Raw genomic sequence first — 14,641 nt, forward strand, 5'->3', positions numbered from 1 at the left:
CCCGGCTACAGCGGCACGCTGGTCGTGCTGGTACAGGGTGAAAGGACGGAGGTTGTCCCGGCCGCCGAGCCCATGGCCGGTGTGGTGCGGGACCTGCATGGGGTGGCCTCCGTGACCCCCGCGGTCCGTGCCGCGTCCGGTCATGCGGCACTGCTCAGCGTCACATCCACCGGTGGCCCGGAGACCGAGACGACCAAGCGGGTCCTGGCAGAGATACGGAACGCCCGAGGGGCTTCGCGCACTGGGGGACACGCCGCCGGGGCGGTCACGTCTCCGAGGGCGGCCCATCAGTCCTCGTCGGCGAGGATCAGATACAGCTTCTTGCGCGCTTCGTTTATCACCGTGAGCGCCTTTTCGCGCTGCTCCTTGCTGCCCGTCTTCCAGACCTGGCCGAAAGCCTCCATCAGACCGACGCCGGCCTGGCGGATGTCGTTCAGCGCCTCCCAGTCGACGCCACGCCCAGCCTCTTCCCAGGGTGCGTCGGGGCCCTCGTCAGCCGCCGTGCGACCGGACTCGGTGAGCGCGAACAGCTTCTTGCCGCCCTCGCTCTCGCTGGCGATCAGGCCCTCGTCCTCCAGCAGCTGAAGGGTGGGGTAGACCGAGCCGGGGCTGGGCTTCCACGCCCCTCCGCTGCGCTCGGCGATCTCCTGGATCATCTCGTAGCCGTGCATGGGCCGGTCCTTCAGCAGGGCCAGGATCGACGCGCGGACGTCACCGCGCCGCGCCCTGCCCCGCGGTCCGCCCCGGCCGCCGCGCCCGCCCCACGGGCCCGGGCCGAAGCCGGGTCCACCAGGACCGCCGGGACCACCGAAACCGGGCCCGAAGGGACCGAAGGCGGCACGCCGCCCCTCGAAGCCGCCCCGCCCGAAGGCTCGGGGGCCGCCATGACCGTGTCCGTGCCCGGGACCGAAGCCCGGACCGAATTCCTCTCCATGGGAACGCATCGCAACCACTCCATTCGTTGTCTTGTCGTTGATCTGTCGCGATGCGTCAACGATATATCGGAACAGCTCGCCCGACAACCCCCATGAAGAAGTGACCCAGACCACAGTAGAAACGATGACGTTTCGATAGCGGCGGGAGCTAGGCTGACGGCACCGAAGTGAACGAAACGGTTTCGTACAAGGAGAGTGCCCCCCATGGCCTCCGTACTCGTCGTACATCGCCAGTCCCTGCAGCGTCTCGGACTGCGCATGCTCCTGGCCGCCCAGCCCGACCTGGCCGTCGTCGGCGAGGCGACAAGCGGCGTCGAGGCCGTTCGCATGAGCGCCGCGCTCGGACCCGACGTCGTTCTGATGGACAGCCTGGTGATCGACACGGACGGCGTCGACGTCATCCGCCGTATCAGCCGACCCCCCACCCTGCTGCCGGTCGCCGCGCCCGCGAGAGCGGCGGAACACGGCCCGCGCGTGCTGGTCCTGACCCCCACCGGCCAGGAGCGGCACGCCTACGCGGCCCTGCGCGCCGGAGCCGGCGGGTTCCTCCCCCAGGACGCCACCCCCGAGGAGCTGACCGCGGCCGTCCGTATCGTGGCCGCCGGGGATGCCGTCACCACCCCGAGCCTCACCCGCGCGCTCATCGACACCGTCCGGCACGAGCGCGCCTTCGGCTCGCGGGAACGGGTGACCGAACTCGACGCGCTCACGAGTCGCGAACGTGACGTCCTCACCGCGGTCGCCGCCGGCTGGTCCAACACCGAGATCGCCACCCGGCTGTCCATCTCACCGACCACGGTCAAGTCACACGTCAGCCGCATCCTCGCGAAGATCGGCGCACGCGCGCGTGTGCAGGCGGTCGTCTTCGCCTACGAGTCCGGCCTCGTCCGACCGGCGGCGGCCTGACGCTCCGCCCGGCCCGCCGAACCAGGTCCAGCACCAGGGAATTGGCCTTGGCCCGCCTCCCCGCCGACCCCCTAGCGTCATCCCCATGCGCATTCGAATCGTCGACGCCTTCACCGACCGCCCCTTCGCCGGCAACCCGGCCGGCGTCATGCTCCTCGACGCCTTCCCGGACGACACCCGCCTCCAGCGGATCGCCCTGGAGGTCAACCACGCCGAGACGGCGTTCGCGCACCCGCTGCCCGACGGCGGCGAGGCCGACTGGGCGCTGCGCTGGTTCACCCCGGCCGCCGAGGTCGCGATGTGCGGCCACGCCACGCTCGCCACGGCCCACGTCCTGCACACCACTGGCGGCCACACGGGACCCGTACGATTCGCCACCCTCAGCGGCGTCCTCACCGCGACGCCCCACGCGGACGGCTCCATCACCCTCGACTTCCCGACCGCCCCGCTCACCCGCGTCGAACCCCCCACCGGGGTCGCCGAGGCCCTGGGCGCCGAACCGCTCGCGGTCTTCGACACCGGTCCGAACACAGGCGACCTGCTGATCGAGGTCGCCGACGAGAAGACCGTCCTGGCTCTCGCCCCCGATCTCAAGGCACTCGCCGCCCACTCGGAACGCGGAGTCATCGCCACCGCCCGCGCCGACGACTCCGCCGGGGGCTACGACTTCGTCTCGCGCTGCTTCTTCCCACGGATCGGCATCGACGAGGACCCGGTCACCGGCAGCGCCCACACCGCCCTCGCCCCCTACTGGTCCGAGCGTCTCGGCCGCCCCGACCTCACCGGTCTCCAGGCTTCCGCCCGCAGCGGCCTGGTCCGTACGGAACTCCTCGGCGACCGCACCCTGCTGACCGGCCGAGCGGTCACCACCATCGACGGCGAGCTGCTCGCCTGAGACCACACGCAAGGGGCGTACGAAACCCTCGTACGCCCCTCACTCCCATCCCCAAAACCCTCAGGCGGTGGGCAGCCACCCAACCTTCCCAGCCAGTAGCGCATAACCAACGAAGGCCCCGATGTCGAGCAACGAATGCGCCACGACCAGGGGACCCACCCGCCCCCAACGCCGGTAGAGGTAGACGAACACCACCCCCATCACCATGTTGCCGATGAACCCGCCGATGCCCTGGTACAGGTGGTACGACCCGCGCAGGACAGCACTGGCCACCAGGGCCGTCCCCGGGGTCCACCCCAGCTGGCCCAGCCGGCGCAGCAGATACGCGACGACGATCACTTCCTCCAGTACGGCGTTCTGCACCGCCGAGAGGATGAGCACCGGGTACTTCCACCACACCTCGGGCAGCGCCTCCGGCACCACCGTGAGGTTGAAACCGACGCCACGGGCCGCCAGGTAGAAGGCGATTCCGGTGCTGCCGATCACCGCCGCGATCGCGGCCCCGCGCCCCAGGTCGGGCCAGGGCCGGGTGCGGTCGAAGCCCAACGTCCGCAGGCCCTTGCCCTCGCGCAGCAGGAAGTGCGCGACCAGGGCGACCGGTACCAGCGACGTCGTGATGCCGAAGAGCTGCCAGGCGAGATCCAGCCATGGCCGGCCCGGCGCCGCCGAGGCGTTGAGCGTGGCCGCCTGGTCCTTGAGACCGCCCGGCTTCGTGACCGACCCGACAAAGCTGATCAGGGCGGAGACACCGCTCGCGCCGAGCGAGAGCCCCAGAACCAACAGCGTCTCGTCCCGGAGAGTCCGCCGCGACGGCCGCTCCTCAGGAAAAGCCTCAGCCACAGCGCCCGCCTCCACCTGCACTCCTGCCTCCGGTTGTGTCATCACACCGCGTCGCCGCTCCCGGCGGCCTCCCCTGCTCCCTGCCTTACGGCTGATGCGGCCGATTCACCTCATACGACTGTTCCGGCGCCGCGCGTTCCGCCCACCAGGGAGGGATACGACCGTCATGGGCCATCGCAGTTTGCCCGATCCACCTGAGACAGGCGCGACCGACCCCCGCGCACGCGCCCGGCACCGCACGGTCACCGTCGCCACGGCCCTCGGTCTCGCCACCACCGCAGAAACGGGCGGCCACTGCGGGAAGCGCACACCGGCTCCCCGGGTCCCCCACCGGGGAACCCCTGAACCCCTCACCGGGCCTCGGGGGATCACCCCAAGGGCACCGCTTCCGGCAGCCCCACAGGCCAGGTGTGCACCGGCTCCCCCAGGTGCATCAGCTCGCTGTAGCGCCGGGTGGTCGCCGCCAGCGCGGCCTCCCGCGACAGGCCCTTGTCGAGGGCCCGGTGGAAGGTGGCCGCCTGCCAGGAGGCGCCGTTGGTCCGTAGCCGGCACCGTTCCTCGATCACGCCGAGGTACAGGTCCCGGTCGGCGGGTTCTACCCCCCACGCGTTGAGGCCGGCCTCGGCGAGCGGCAGCAGCTCGTCCTGTACGAGTCGCACCGCGTCGACCTCCGCCGTGCCGCCGAACCGGCCGCCCCGGGGCCACTGGAGCCGCGCGTCGATGCCGTGCCGGCAGGCAACGTCGAAGTTGGCGGCGGCGGCCTCGAAGGGCAGCCGGGTCCACACGGGCCGCGACTCCTCGGCGAGTGCCCGGACGACCCCGTAGTAGAAGGCCGCGTTGGCGATGACGTCCGTGACGGTGGGTCCGGCGGGCAGCACCCGGTTCTCGACGCGCAGATGGGGAACGCCGTCCGCGATGCCGTACACGGGGCGGTTCCATCGGTACACCGTGCCGTTGTGCAGCACGAGCTCACCGAGCTTCGGCACGCCTCCGGCGTCGAGGACGCTCAGCGGGTCCTCGTCGTCACAGATCGGCAGAAGCGCCGGGTAGTAGCGCAGGTTCTCCTCGAAGAGGTCGTAGGCCGACGAGATCCACCGCTCCCCGAACCAGGTGCGCGGCCGTACGCCCTGCGCCTGGAGTTCCGGCGGACGCGTGTCCGTGGACTGCGTGAACAGCGGGGGCCGCGACTCGCGCCACAGCTCACGGCCGAACAGGAACGGCGAGTTGGCCCCGATCGCGACCTGCACGGCGGCGATCGCCTGCGCCGCGTTCCACACATCGGCGAACCGCGCCGGAGTGACCTGGAGATGCAGTTGCACGGAGGTGCAGGCGGCCTCGGGAGCGATCGACCCCGACGTGCACGAGAGGCGCTCCACGCCCTCGATGTCGAGAGTGAAGTCCTCACCGCGGGCCGCCACGATCTGGTCGTTCAGCAGGGTGTAGCGGTCGACGTCGGAAAGGTTGGAGGAAACCAGGTCGTCACGGTCGAGCGTCGGCAGAATGCCGATCATCATGATTCCCGCGTCGACCTCGTTCGCTTTCCGGTGGGCATATGCCAGTGACGTACGGAGCTCTTCCGCGAGCCGGTCGAATACCCGCCCGGCAAGACGGTGTGGGGCGATGTTGACTTCCAGATTGAACATGGCGAGTTCTGTTTGGAAATCTCGGCTCGCGATCCTCTCGAGTACTTGCCCATTCATCATTTTCGGCATCCCGTCGGGCCCGACGAGATTCAACTCGATCTCCAGGCCCAGGAGATTCTTCGGGCGGTCGAACCGCTTCTCGGCCAGCAGCCGCTCCAGCCCCGTCAGACACTGCCGGAGCTTGGTGCGGTAGCGCTGGCGAGCGGACATGTCGAACGGCCCCGCCACGACCTTCTCCCCCATCGGAAGCGTCCCTCCTCCTCGAATGGGCAGGCCGAAGATCGGCCGCTGACGTCCCGGGTCACGTGGGATGATGCCCACCAAACGCGATCGATAACGTCCCGCGGGTTCTCGTCACCCGCTACGCTGACCGACGTGACCCGCGGCACATTCACCCGGCATGGCACCACAGCCGGGACAACCGGACAGTTTCGCGCACTTGCGAACTCGTGAAAATCGCCGACGGTAATTGGCCGACCGCCTCCGGCGCGTCCACCGAGGTCATCGCCGTACGACCGGCCGGGGAACGGTAGAAACACCACGCAACGCCGACCGAACAGGCCCTTGCTCTTCACGGGGAAAACAGTTAGACGAAACATAGTCAGAACACGTGTCGTATAAACTCCGCGAACAAGGGAAGAGAGTCGGCGCCCAGGTCCTGGGTCCTGCCATCCAGGTGTCTCACGGCAGGCCGCATCCACGCCAGCACACCCGGCCCCGCCTCTTCGCCCCCGACAGACTTCGAGAGCTGACAGCGCCGTCCGCCCCCGCCCTCGCGCCACCCTGCCTGTCGAACGAGAGGCGTTCCACCATGCCCCTGCATGTCCCCCCGGCTCCCGCACCCGCACTGCGCACCGTCCTCACGGCACTCGGTTCCCCCACCGCTGTCCGCGAGGCGCGAACCCCGTCCCTCCGTACCACCCAGGGGCCCACCACCCCCGAACTTCCGCTGCCCGTGCACGTCCTGGACCACATCACCCCGGCGGGCGCGTCCGCCACCCGGCTGACCGGGTGGCGCTTCCTGATCCGCTGCGGCGACCGCGCGGTGGCCGCCGCCGAGACCATGCTGACGCCCGACGGCTGGGCCTTCTCGCACTTCTTCGAAGGGCCCTACATCGCCTCCACCGAGCGCGCCCTGCGTCAGGCCGAGGCGATGAAACAGCCCTACCAGGCACGCCTGCTGTCCGTTCCCGAGCTGTACATGCTCACGCTCTGGCTGCACGGCGACATCACCGCCGACGGAGCCGAGGGCCACCCGGCCGCGACCGACCTGCTCGTCCCACTGGCGCCGGCTCCGCCCGGTATCGCCGCCCATCGTCCACACCGGGTGGCCGAGCTGCTCCCGGTCCTGACCCATCGGGTGACTCCGGCCGGACTCATGAGTTCCTCCGCCTGACCGCACACGGCTCGACACTCTCCGTATTCACCTATGCCCCGCCGTCGAATTCCCGACGGCGGGGCACGTTGCTCTTTCGCGCGGCATTTCGCTCGTACGAGCCACCAAGGGCTTGCGACCCGACCGGACTAGCCCTATCCGGCCCCCAAGAACCACCCAAAGGGACAGCCCAGTTGGGCTGAACCGTCCGCCCGGGTGACGCGTCTTGAACCTGTGAGAAGCGGTGCGGCCAAATACCTGCGGATTGACGCCCGTGGGGCAACACTGGGTTCAAACCGATTTATCACAACGGGGGGCGGCCATGAACAGTGCTTCGAGCCGCAAGACGGACACCACAGCCATCTCACACTCCACGACAGAGCGAAAGATCCCATCAATGTGCCAGCACCAGCCACCGTGCCCGACAGCCCACTCCACCGACCGGGAGTCCGCCCGCCTCATGGCGCACCACCCGGAACAGGGCTGGAGCCTGCTGTGCAACGGCGTCCTCCTCTTCGAGGACACGGGTGAGCTCCTGCCCGACGGCCAGATCATCGCCCCGCACCGCGTGATGACAGCCGCCTGACGGCCGGCTCGCACGGACGACGGGCAGCCTCCGGACGTCAGGAGGGACTGCCCGGACAGCTGAACGGACGAAGAGGGGCCGGCCCGCAGACATCCGCTGCGAACCGGCCCCGACGCATGTCCGAGGTCGACTACTCCTCGTAAGCATCCAGCGGCGGGCAGGAACAGACCAGGTTCCGGTCGCCGAAGGCCTGGTCGATCCGGCGCACCGGCGGCCAGTACTTGTCGGCCGCCGAGACCCCTGCCGGGAAGACCGCCTCCTGGCGCGTGTAGGCGTGCGTCCACTCACCGCCGAGCGCGGCCGCGGTGTGCGGCGCGTTCCGCAGCGGGTTGTCGTCGGCCGGCCACTCGCCCGCTCCGACCTTCTCGATCTCGCCGCGAATGGCGATCATCGCCTCGCAGAACCGGTCGAGCTCCCCCAGGTCCTCGGACTCGGTCGGCTCGATCATCAGCGTCCCGGCCACCGGGAACGACATCGTCGGAGCGTGGAAGCCGTAGTCGATCAGCCGCTTGGCGATGTCGTCGACGCTCACGCCCGTCGTCTTGCTGATCGGCCGCAGATCGATGATGCACTCGTGTGCGACCAGCCCGCCGGGCCCGGTGTAGAGCACCGGGAAGTGCGGCTCGAGCCGCTTGGCGATGTAGTTGGCGCTCAGCACCGCCACCTGCGTGGCCCGCTTGAGCCCCTCGCCGCCCATCAGCCGCACGTACGCCCACGAGATCGGCAGAATGCCCGCCGAACCCCAGGGCGCCGCCGAGATCGGCCCCACGCCCGTCTCGGGCCCGGCCGCGGGCTGCAGGGGATGGTTGGGCAGATAGGGCGCGAGGTGTTCGCGCACCCCGACCGGGCCGACCCCCGGACCGCCGCCCCCGTGCGGGATGCAGAACGTCTTGTGCAGGTTCAGATGCGAGACGTCCCCGCCGAAGTGCCCCGGCTTGGCCAGCCCCACGAGCGCGTTGAGGTTGGCCCCGTCGACGTACACCTGGCCGCCGGCCTCGTGCACCTGGGCACAGATGTCGGCGACGTGTTCCTCGAACACTCCGTGCGTGGACGGGTACGTGATCATCAGGACCGACAGCTCGTCCCGGTACTGCTCGATCTTCGCCCGCAGATCCTCGACATCGATCTCACCGTCGCCGGCGGTCTTCACGACGATGACCTTCATCCCGGCCATGACGGCGCTGGCCGCGTTGGTCCCGTGCGCGGACGACGGAATCAGGCAGACGGTCCGCTGGTCGTCACCGTTTGCCCGGTGGTATCCCCGTACGGCCAGCAGCCCGGCCAGCTCGCCCTGCGAACCGGCGTTCGGCTGCAGCGACACCTTGTCGTAGCCGGTGACCTCGGCGAGACGTTCCTCCAGCTCACGGATGAGCGTCAGATAGCCCTGCGCCTGCTCGGCGGGCGCGAAGGGGTGCAGCTGGCCGAACTCGGGCCAGGTGACCGGCTCCATCTCGGTGGTCGCGTTGAGCTTCATGGTGCAGGAGCCCAGCGGGATCATGCCGCGGTCGAGCGCGTAGTCCCGGTCGGCGAGCCGGCGCAGGTAGCGCAGCATCGCGGTCTCGGAGTGGTACTGGTGGAAGACGGGGTGCGTGAGGATCTCGTCGGTGCGCAGCAGCGCCTCCGGCAGCGTGTCCCCGGCCTCGGCGTCGAGCGCGTCGATGTCGCCATCGACCCCGAACGCGGTCCAGACGGCGACCAGTTGGTCCCGGGTGGTGGTCTCGTCGCAGGAGACGGAGAGCCGGTCGGCGTCGACGAGGTGCACATTGATTCCGTGCTCGCGCGCGGCTGCGGCGACCTCGCCGGCCTTCCCGGGCACCCGCACGGTGAGCGTGTCGAAGTAGGAGCCGTGGACGACGTCGACACCGCCCGCCGTCAGCCCGGCGGCGAGAATCGTGGCGTACCGGTGGGTGCGCCGGGCGATGATCCGCAGCCCCTTGGGCCCGTGGTAGACGGCGTACATGCCGGCCATCACGGCCAGCAGGACCTGCGCCGTGCAGATGTTGCTGGTCGCCTTCTCCCGGCGGATGTGCTGCTCCCGCGTCTGCAGGGCGAGCCGGTACGCCTTGTGCCCGTCCGCGTCCACGGAGACACCCACGAGCCGCCCGGGCAGGCTGCGCGCGAACTGCTCGCGCACGGCCATGTATCCGGCGTGCGGCCCGCCGAAGCCCATCGGTACGCCGAACCGCTGGGTCGTCCCGACCGCGATGTCCGCGCCGAGCTCACCGGGCGGGGTGAGCAGCGTCAGCGCCAGCAGATCGGCGGCCACGGTGACGACGGCGCCGAGCCCGTGGGCCTGCTCGACGACCGGCTTCAGGTCGCGTACGACACCCGAGGCGCCCGGGTACTGAAGCAGCACACCGTTGATCTCACGGCCCGCGATGTCGTCCGGAATGCCCGCGCTCAGGTCGGCGACGACGACCTCGACGCCGGTGGGCTCGGCCCGCGTCTCGATCACGGCGATGGTCTGCGGCAGGGCGTCCGCGTCGACGAGGAAGAGCCCCTTCTTGTTCTTGCCCATGCGCCGCGACAGCGACATCGCCTCGGCGGCCGCGGTGGCCTCGTCGAGCAGCGAGGCACCCGAGGTGGGCAGCCCGGTGAGGTCGGCGACCATGGTCTGGAAGTTCAGCAGCGCTTCGAGGCGCCCCTGCGAGATCTCGGGCTGGTACGGCGTGTAGGCGGTGTACCAGGCCGGGCTCTCCATCACGTTCCGCAGGATGACCGGCGGGGTGAAGGTCCCGTAGTACCCGAGCCCGATCATGGACCCGAGAACCTGGTTCTGATCTGCCAGCGACCGCAGCTCGGCCAGCACTTCGGCCTCGGTGCGGGCGCCCGGCAGATCGAGCGCGTCGGCGTTCCTGATCACATCCGGGACGGCGGCGGCCGTCAGCTCGTCGAGCGAGCCGTAACCGACCTGCGCGAGCATCTTGGCCCGGTCCTCGTGGTCCGGCCCGATATGACGTCGCTCGAAGGGCGTGCCCTGTTCGAGTACGGCGAGCGGAGTGCGGTGGGCGGTCATTGCGGAGGCCTCCTGGTCGTCGCGACCTTCGAGGGGCACCACGACACGGGTGCCCGAACGGCCTCCCCCTCTGTCATCTCAACCTGAGAGCTTCACCGGGCCGCCAACGCACTGACGTCCCGGCTTTCACCGTCGGTGAGAGCGGAAGCCGTCGACATCCGCTCTTCTTTCCAGAGTGACCTCGTCCGTGCGGTACAGGGGCCTGAGAGATTCCGGGGAGGATTTGCTCCTTCGGCGCCCTCCGAGGTTCCGGAGGACTCTCCCGCACGGGATCAGCAGCCATTGGCCAGCCTATCAGCGGGCTCCACGCACACGCCTTCGAGTGGCCGCCTCAGCGGATGTGCTCTTTTGTGGTGTTTACGGATGAGTTGCGACCATACGGAGGCGCCGTGCAGACCGACATCGATCCGCGCAACCTGATCGGCCGCAAGGCCTTCGACCGCAACGGCACCAAGATCGGCACGATCGACGAGATCTACCTCGACGACGCGACGGGAGTGCCGGAGTGGGCGGCCATAAGAACGGGGCTGTTCAGCAGGGACGCCTTCGTGCCCCTGGAGCCCAGCGAACTGATCGACGGCACCCTGCGCATCCCCTTCGAGCGAGCCCTGATCAAGGACGCCCCAGACTTCGGGGTGGGCCGCCATCTCTCCCCGGAGCAGGAACTCCAGCTCTACCACCACTACGGACTCGACGTGGCTCCCCCTCCCCCGTTCCCCGATCACGACTTCGGCAGGCTGGCGGGCACGGACGACGCCTGATCCGCCGGTCCCTCATCCGGATGACCGGGTCTTCGCGGCGGGGCGGCCACCAGCGGCAGCGGATCCGCCGGCTCCAGCGCGGGGTCCTCGGTCCGGAACGTACGCACCCGCCCCGGATACTCCGCGTCCGGCGTCTCGAACCGCACGGTCACCCGCCCCAGCCCGCTGCCCTGCACCCACCCGTGCCCGAAGTCGGCATGCCGTACGTCGTGCCCGGTGGTCCAGTGCCGCTCGGCGGGCGCCTCCTGCTCGTCCACAGCCTCGCGCTCCGGCTCTTCCAGCGGCTCCAGCGCCGCCACCGCCCCGGCGGCCTGGGCGAACAGGTCCTCCTGGGTGTAGTCGGCGAGGCCGCTCACTCCGATCCCGAGCAACCGGACGCCCCCGGTGGTGTCCACCGTCTCCAGGAGCCGGGCCGCCGCCTCCCGCACCACAGCGGGGTCGTCCGTGGGCCCCCGGAGCGTCTCGGACCGGGTCAGCGTGGAGAAGTCGTACCGCCGCACCTTGAGGACGATGGTCCGCCCGGACAGCCCGGCACCGCGCAACCGCCGCACACACCGGTCCGCCAGCCGCTGCACCTCGGTGCCCACCCGGCCCCGGTCGTGGATGTCCACGTCGTACGTGTCCTCGACCGACACGGACTTCGTCTCCCGCTCGGACACCACGGGCCGCTCGTCGCGAGCCAGCGCCATCGCGTACAGCGCGTGCCCGTGCGCCTTTCCCAGCAGCCGTACGAGCTCGTCCTCGCCCGCCTGTGCCAGGTCGTCGACCGTACTCATCCCGGCCCGCCTCAGATGGTCCCCGGTGGCCGGACCGACCCCCGGCAGGGTCCGCACCGACATCGGGGCGAGCAGCGCCCGTTCGGTCCCGGGCTCGATCACCACCAGCCCGTCCGGTTTGGCCTGCTCCGAGGCGATCTTCGCGAGCATCTTGGAGGCGGCCAGCCCCACCGATCCCGTGAGCCCCGTGACGGCCCGTATGTCCGCGCGCAGCCTGATCCCGGCCAGCCGCGCCGACGCCTCGTCCCAGGCCGTGTCCCCGGCCTCCAGGTCCACGAACGCCTCGTCCAGGCTCAACGGCTCCACCAGCGGCGACAGCTCGTGCAGAAGCCCCATGACCTGCTCGCTGATCGACCGGTAGAAGCTGCCCCTGGGCACGAGGTAGGCGGCGTTCGGCGCGAGCCTGCGGGCCTGCGCCGTCGGCATCGCGGAGTGCACCCCGAAAACCCGGGCCTCGTACGACGCGGTGGCCACCACCCCACGCGGCCCGAGTCCCCCCACCACGACGGCTTTCCCACGCAGACTCGGCTTGGACGCCTGCTCCGCCGAGGCGAAGAAGGCGTCCATGTCGAGATGCAGGATCGTGGGCGCGTTTCTCACATCACCGATGCTGCCCTACGCCACTGACAATGCCCTGGCACGGCGGGGGCGGCGGTCAGACCGCCCGGTTGCGCCGCCGCGCAAGTTCGTCCGTGGGGTTGTGCCCGACGAGGGTCTCCCCGGTGTCGACACGCTCCCCGTGCAACTGCGAGAGAGCGCTTTCCACATCTCGCCACACCACGCCGACGGCGATACCGAAAATGCCCTGTCCACCCTGGAGCAGCGCGTGCACCTCATCGGGGGAGGTGCACTCGTAGACGGTCGCACCGTCACTCATCAGCGTCAGGCGCTCCAGATCGTGGAGTTCACACGCCCGGAGATGCTGGACCGCCGTGCGGATGTTCTGCAGCGAGACGCCGGTGTCCAGAAAGCGCTTGACGATCTTCAGGACCACAACGTCCCGGAAGCTGTAGAGCCGTTGCGTCCCCGACCCGTGCGCGGGCCGCACACTCGGCTCGACCAAACCGGTACGCGCCCAGTAGTCCAACTGCCGGTATGTGATGCCGGCCGCCGCGCACGCCGTGGGGCCGCGGTAGCCGATCTCCTCGGACGCCATGGATGTCGCCCCTCCGCTGCCTGCTACAGCCGTCGGCCGCCGCGCAACGTGATCCGCCGCGCTGCCGTGAAGCGGGTACGGGCCGCTCTCCCCCAGACCGCGTCCAGGGGCACCCCCAGCCGTACCGTCGCCGCTGCTTCTCACGCCGACCTCCGTCCTTGACCTGCCTTCTCGACGGTAGGCAGTCACCAGGGGTGCGTCAACGATCGCCACACTCGGCACGCCGAGTGATAATCACCCTAGGAGTGGTTTCCCGTACCCCACCGCGGGGAAAGGCTAGCCGAATGCGCTCCGTCAGGGCCGCACGACGCTCTCACACGCCGCTGGCAATTGCCATCATTCGTGACGTCGCCGGGCAAAAGACAGGCCCCACCGACCACTGGGGTCCGTGGGGCGGCCGAGCCTCCTCAGGCGACGCTGACGCGGCTCACTGGCTGTTGGTCCCGAAGTCCTCGGGGGAGATCTGGTCGAGGAACTCGCGGAACTTCTCCACCTCGTCCTCCTGCTCGTCCGGGATCGCGATTCCGGCGTCGTCGAGTACCCCGTCGCTGCCGTAGATCGGCGTACCGGTACGCAGCGCCAGCGCTATGGCGTCGGACGGGCGGGCGCTCACCTCGACTCCGCTGGCGAACACCAACTCCGCGTAGAAAACACCTTCGCGCAGGTCCGTGATGCGCACTTCGGTGAGTTCCTGTCCGACGGCCTCCAGCACGTCCTTGAACAGGTCGTGGGTCAGCGGTCGTGCGGGGGCCATGCCCTGCTGGGCGAAGGCGATCGCCGTCGCCTCCCCAGGTCCGATCCAGATGGGAAGGTAGCGGTCGCCTCCCACTTCACGCAGGAGCACGATCGGTTGGTTGGAGGGCATTTCGACCCGGACACCTACGACATCGAGCTCGTTCACACAGCAACCCTAGGCCGTGCCCGGGATGTTTGGGTAGTCGGGCACGGAACGGGTGACCGATCCGCCCTCCGCCGACCCTCCCCGCTCAGGGCTGCCGCACTCCCAGGGCGATCCGCACCAGGGCCGCGTGCAGTTTCACCGTGAGCCCCGCCAGCTCCTTGCTACGGGCCTCAGCGAGCGCCCTGGTCTGCGGATTGCGGTGACGCTTCAGCGGGGCCACGACCTGATCGACCAGGCCGGCCTCACGCTCGGCGGCGGCCTTCATCACCCGCAGATGCCGCGGCTCGATCCCGAACCGCCCCAGCTCGGCGACGAGCGCGGCAACAGTGACCGACTCCGCGTCGTACGCCCCGTCGGGCAGGGGCGCGACCAGCCCGTACGACTGCCACTCCTCGAGTTCCTCGTCGCCGATCTCGGCGGCGGCGAGCAGCTCGGAGCGGCCGATCCGGACGGCGGTGGGCCCCTCAGGCTCGAGAACCGGCTCACCGTCCCGCTGGCGGCCGACAGTGGGGGGCGGGGCCGCCTCCCCACGCTCCATGGCCTCCAGGTACTCCCTGATCACCTTCAGAGGCAGATAGTGATCCCGCTGCATTCTGAGGACATGACCGAGGCGCTCGACATCCCTCGGACTGAACTTGCGGTACCCCGACGGGGTCCGCTGCGGCTCGATGAGCCCCTCCGACTCCAGGAAACGAATCTTGGAGATGGTGACTTCGGGGAACTCGTCGCGCAGCGCGTTCAGCACTGTGCCGATGCTCATCAGCCCACTGTCCGCGGCGGCGATGCCGTGCCCGGCACCGCCGCTCGGTGTTTGAAGCATGGACCTTCCCTGAGGGTCCCCCCGGACTCGG

At 69.7% G+C, this 14,641-nt stretch carries 13 protein-coding genes and 1 riboswitch; of the genes, 5 read left to right on the forward strand and 8 right to left on the reverse strand.

The features are described 5' to 3' along the window. Nucleotides 1–287: 287 nt before the first annotated feature. Nucleotides 288–944, reverse strand: a complete 657-nt coding sequence (locus tag STRTUCAR8_RS48930) for a PadR family transcriptional regulator (RefSeq protein ID WP_006376803.1) — start codon at nt 942–944, stop codon at nt 288–290. Between the two features lie 195 nt (nt 945–1,139). Here STRTUCAR8_RS48930 and STRTUCAR8_RS15870 point away from each other — a divergent pair, with 195 nt between their 5' ends. Both STRTUCAR8_RS15870 and STRTUCAR8_RS15875 read left to right on the forward strand, forming a co-directional pair. Next, nucleotides 1,140–1,841 (forward strand): LuxR C-terminal-related transcriptional regulator, encoded by a 702-nt coding sequence (locus STRTUCAR8_RS15870; RefSeq protein ID WP_006376819.1) that lies wholly within the window; start codon nt 1,140–1,142, stop codon nt 1,839–1,841. Between the two features lie 85 nt (nt 1,842–1,926). Further along, a complete protein-coding gene (locus tag STRTUCAR8_RS15875) occupies nt 1,927–2,736 on the forward strand; it encodes a PhzF family phenazine biosynthesis protein (protein WP_006376804.1) in 810 nt (269 codons plus the stop codon). A 60-nt stretch (nt 2,737–2,796) separates the two neighbouring features. Here STRTUCAR8_RS15875 and STRTUCAR8_RS15880 read toward each other — a convergent pair whose 3' ends face one another. Together STRTUCAR8_RS15880 and STRTUCAR8_RS15885 are read right to left on the reverse strand one after the other, a co-directional pair. After that, complete coding sequence (locus tag STRTUCAR8_RS15880; RefSeq protein WP_044472286.1) at nt 2,797–3,597, reverse strand: CPBP family intramembrane glutamic endopeptidase; 801 nt, start codon at nt 3,595–3,597, stop codon at nt 2,797–2,799. A 347-nt stretch (nt 3,598–3,944) separates the two neighbouring features. Further along, nucleotides 3,945–5,462: a glutamate-cysteine ligase family protein gene (locus STRTUCAR8_RS15885; RefSeq protein WP_006376815.1), complete on the reverse strand. Its 1,518-nt coding sequence runs from the start codon at nt 5,460–5,462 to the stop codon at nt 3,945–3,947. Between the two features lie 568 nt (nt 5,463–6,030). On the opposite strand from STRTUCAR8_RS15885, the gene STRTUCAR8_RS15890 reads away from it, so the two are divergent. After that, nucleotides 6,031–6,615, forward strand: a complete 585-nt coding sequence (locus STRTUCAR8_RS15890; protein ID WP_006376811.1) for a hypothetical protein — start codon at nt 6,031–6,033, stop codon at nt 6,613–6,615. 376 nt (nt 6,616–6,991) lie between these two features. Beyond that, a complete protein-coding gene (locus tag STRTUCAR8_RS15895) occupies nt 6,992–7,180 on the forward strand; it encodes a DUF5999 family protein (protein WP_044472287.1) in 189 nt (62 codons plus the stop codon). Between the two features lie 130 nt (nt 7,181–7,310). Here STRTUCAR8_RS15895 and gcvP read toward each other — a convergent pair whose 3' ends face one another. Beyond that, nucleotides 7,311–10,196, reverse strand: coding sequence for an aminomethyl-transferring glycine dehydrogenase (gcvP, locus tag STRTUCAR8_RS15900; RefSeq protein ID WP_006376807.1), 2,886 nt, complete (start codon nt 10,194–10,196; stop codon nt 7,311–7,313). A gap of 180 nt (nt 10,197–10,376) precedes the next feature. After that, a riboswitch (glycine riboswitch) is annotated at nt 10,377–10,471 on the reverse strand. A gap of 114 nt (nt 10,472–10,585) precedes the next feature. On the opposite strand from gcvP, the gene STRTUCAR8_RS15905 reads away from it, so the two are divergent. Then, entirely contained in the window at nt 10,586–10,957 is a 372-nt protein-coding gene (locus STRTUCAR8_RS15905) for a PRC-barrel domain-containing protein (protein WP_006376812.1), read from the forward strand. On the opposite strand, the gene STRTUCAR8_RS15910 is transcribed toward STRTUCAR8_RS15905, so the two are convergent. The 4 genes from STRTUCAR8_RS15910 to ftsR all read right to left on the reverse strand — a co-directional run bounded on the left by STRTUCAR8_RS15910 (nt 10,918) and on the right by ftsR (nt 14,610). After that, nucleotides 10,918–12,333, reverse strand: a complete 1,416-nt coding sequence (locus STRTUCAR8_RS15910; protein WP_006376810.1) for a DNA polymerase IV — start codon at nt 12,331–12,333, stop codon at nt 10,918–10,920. The two genes, STRTUCAR8_RS15905 and STRTUCAR8_RS15910, sit on opposite strands and share 40 nt — an antisense overlap. Before the next feature lie 55 nt (nt 12,334–12,388). Further along, a complete protein-coding gene (locus STRTUCAR8_RS15915; RefSeq protein ID WP_078507214.1) occupies nt 12,389–13,033 on the reverse strand; it encodes a MerR family transcriptional regulator in 645 nt (214 codons plus the stop codon). 283 nt (nt 13,034–13,316) lie between these two features. Continuing rightward, the gene (locus STRTUCAR8_RS15920; protein ID WP_006123076.1) at nt 13,317–13,790 is read right to left on the reverse strand and encodes a bifunctional nuclease family protein; all 474 of its coding nucleotides are present in this window, start codon (nt 13,788–13,790) and stop codon (nt 13,317–13,319) included. Nucleotides 13,791–13,875: 85 nt separating this feature from the next. Then, on the reverse strand, nt 13,876–14,610 hold the full coding sequence (ftsR, locus tag STRTUCAR8_RS15925) for a transcriptional regulator FtsR (protein WP_006376809.1): 735 nt from the start codon (nt 14,608–14,610) through the stop codon (nt 13,876–13,878). Nucleotides 14,611–14,641: the final 31 nt, after the last annotated feature.

This window comes from Streptomyces turgidiscabies Car8, assembly GCF_000331005.1.
Taxonomy (GTDB): domain Bacteria; phylum Actinomycetota; class Actinomycetes; order Streptomycetales; family Streptomycetaceae; genus Streptomyces; species Streptomyces turgidiscabies.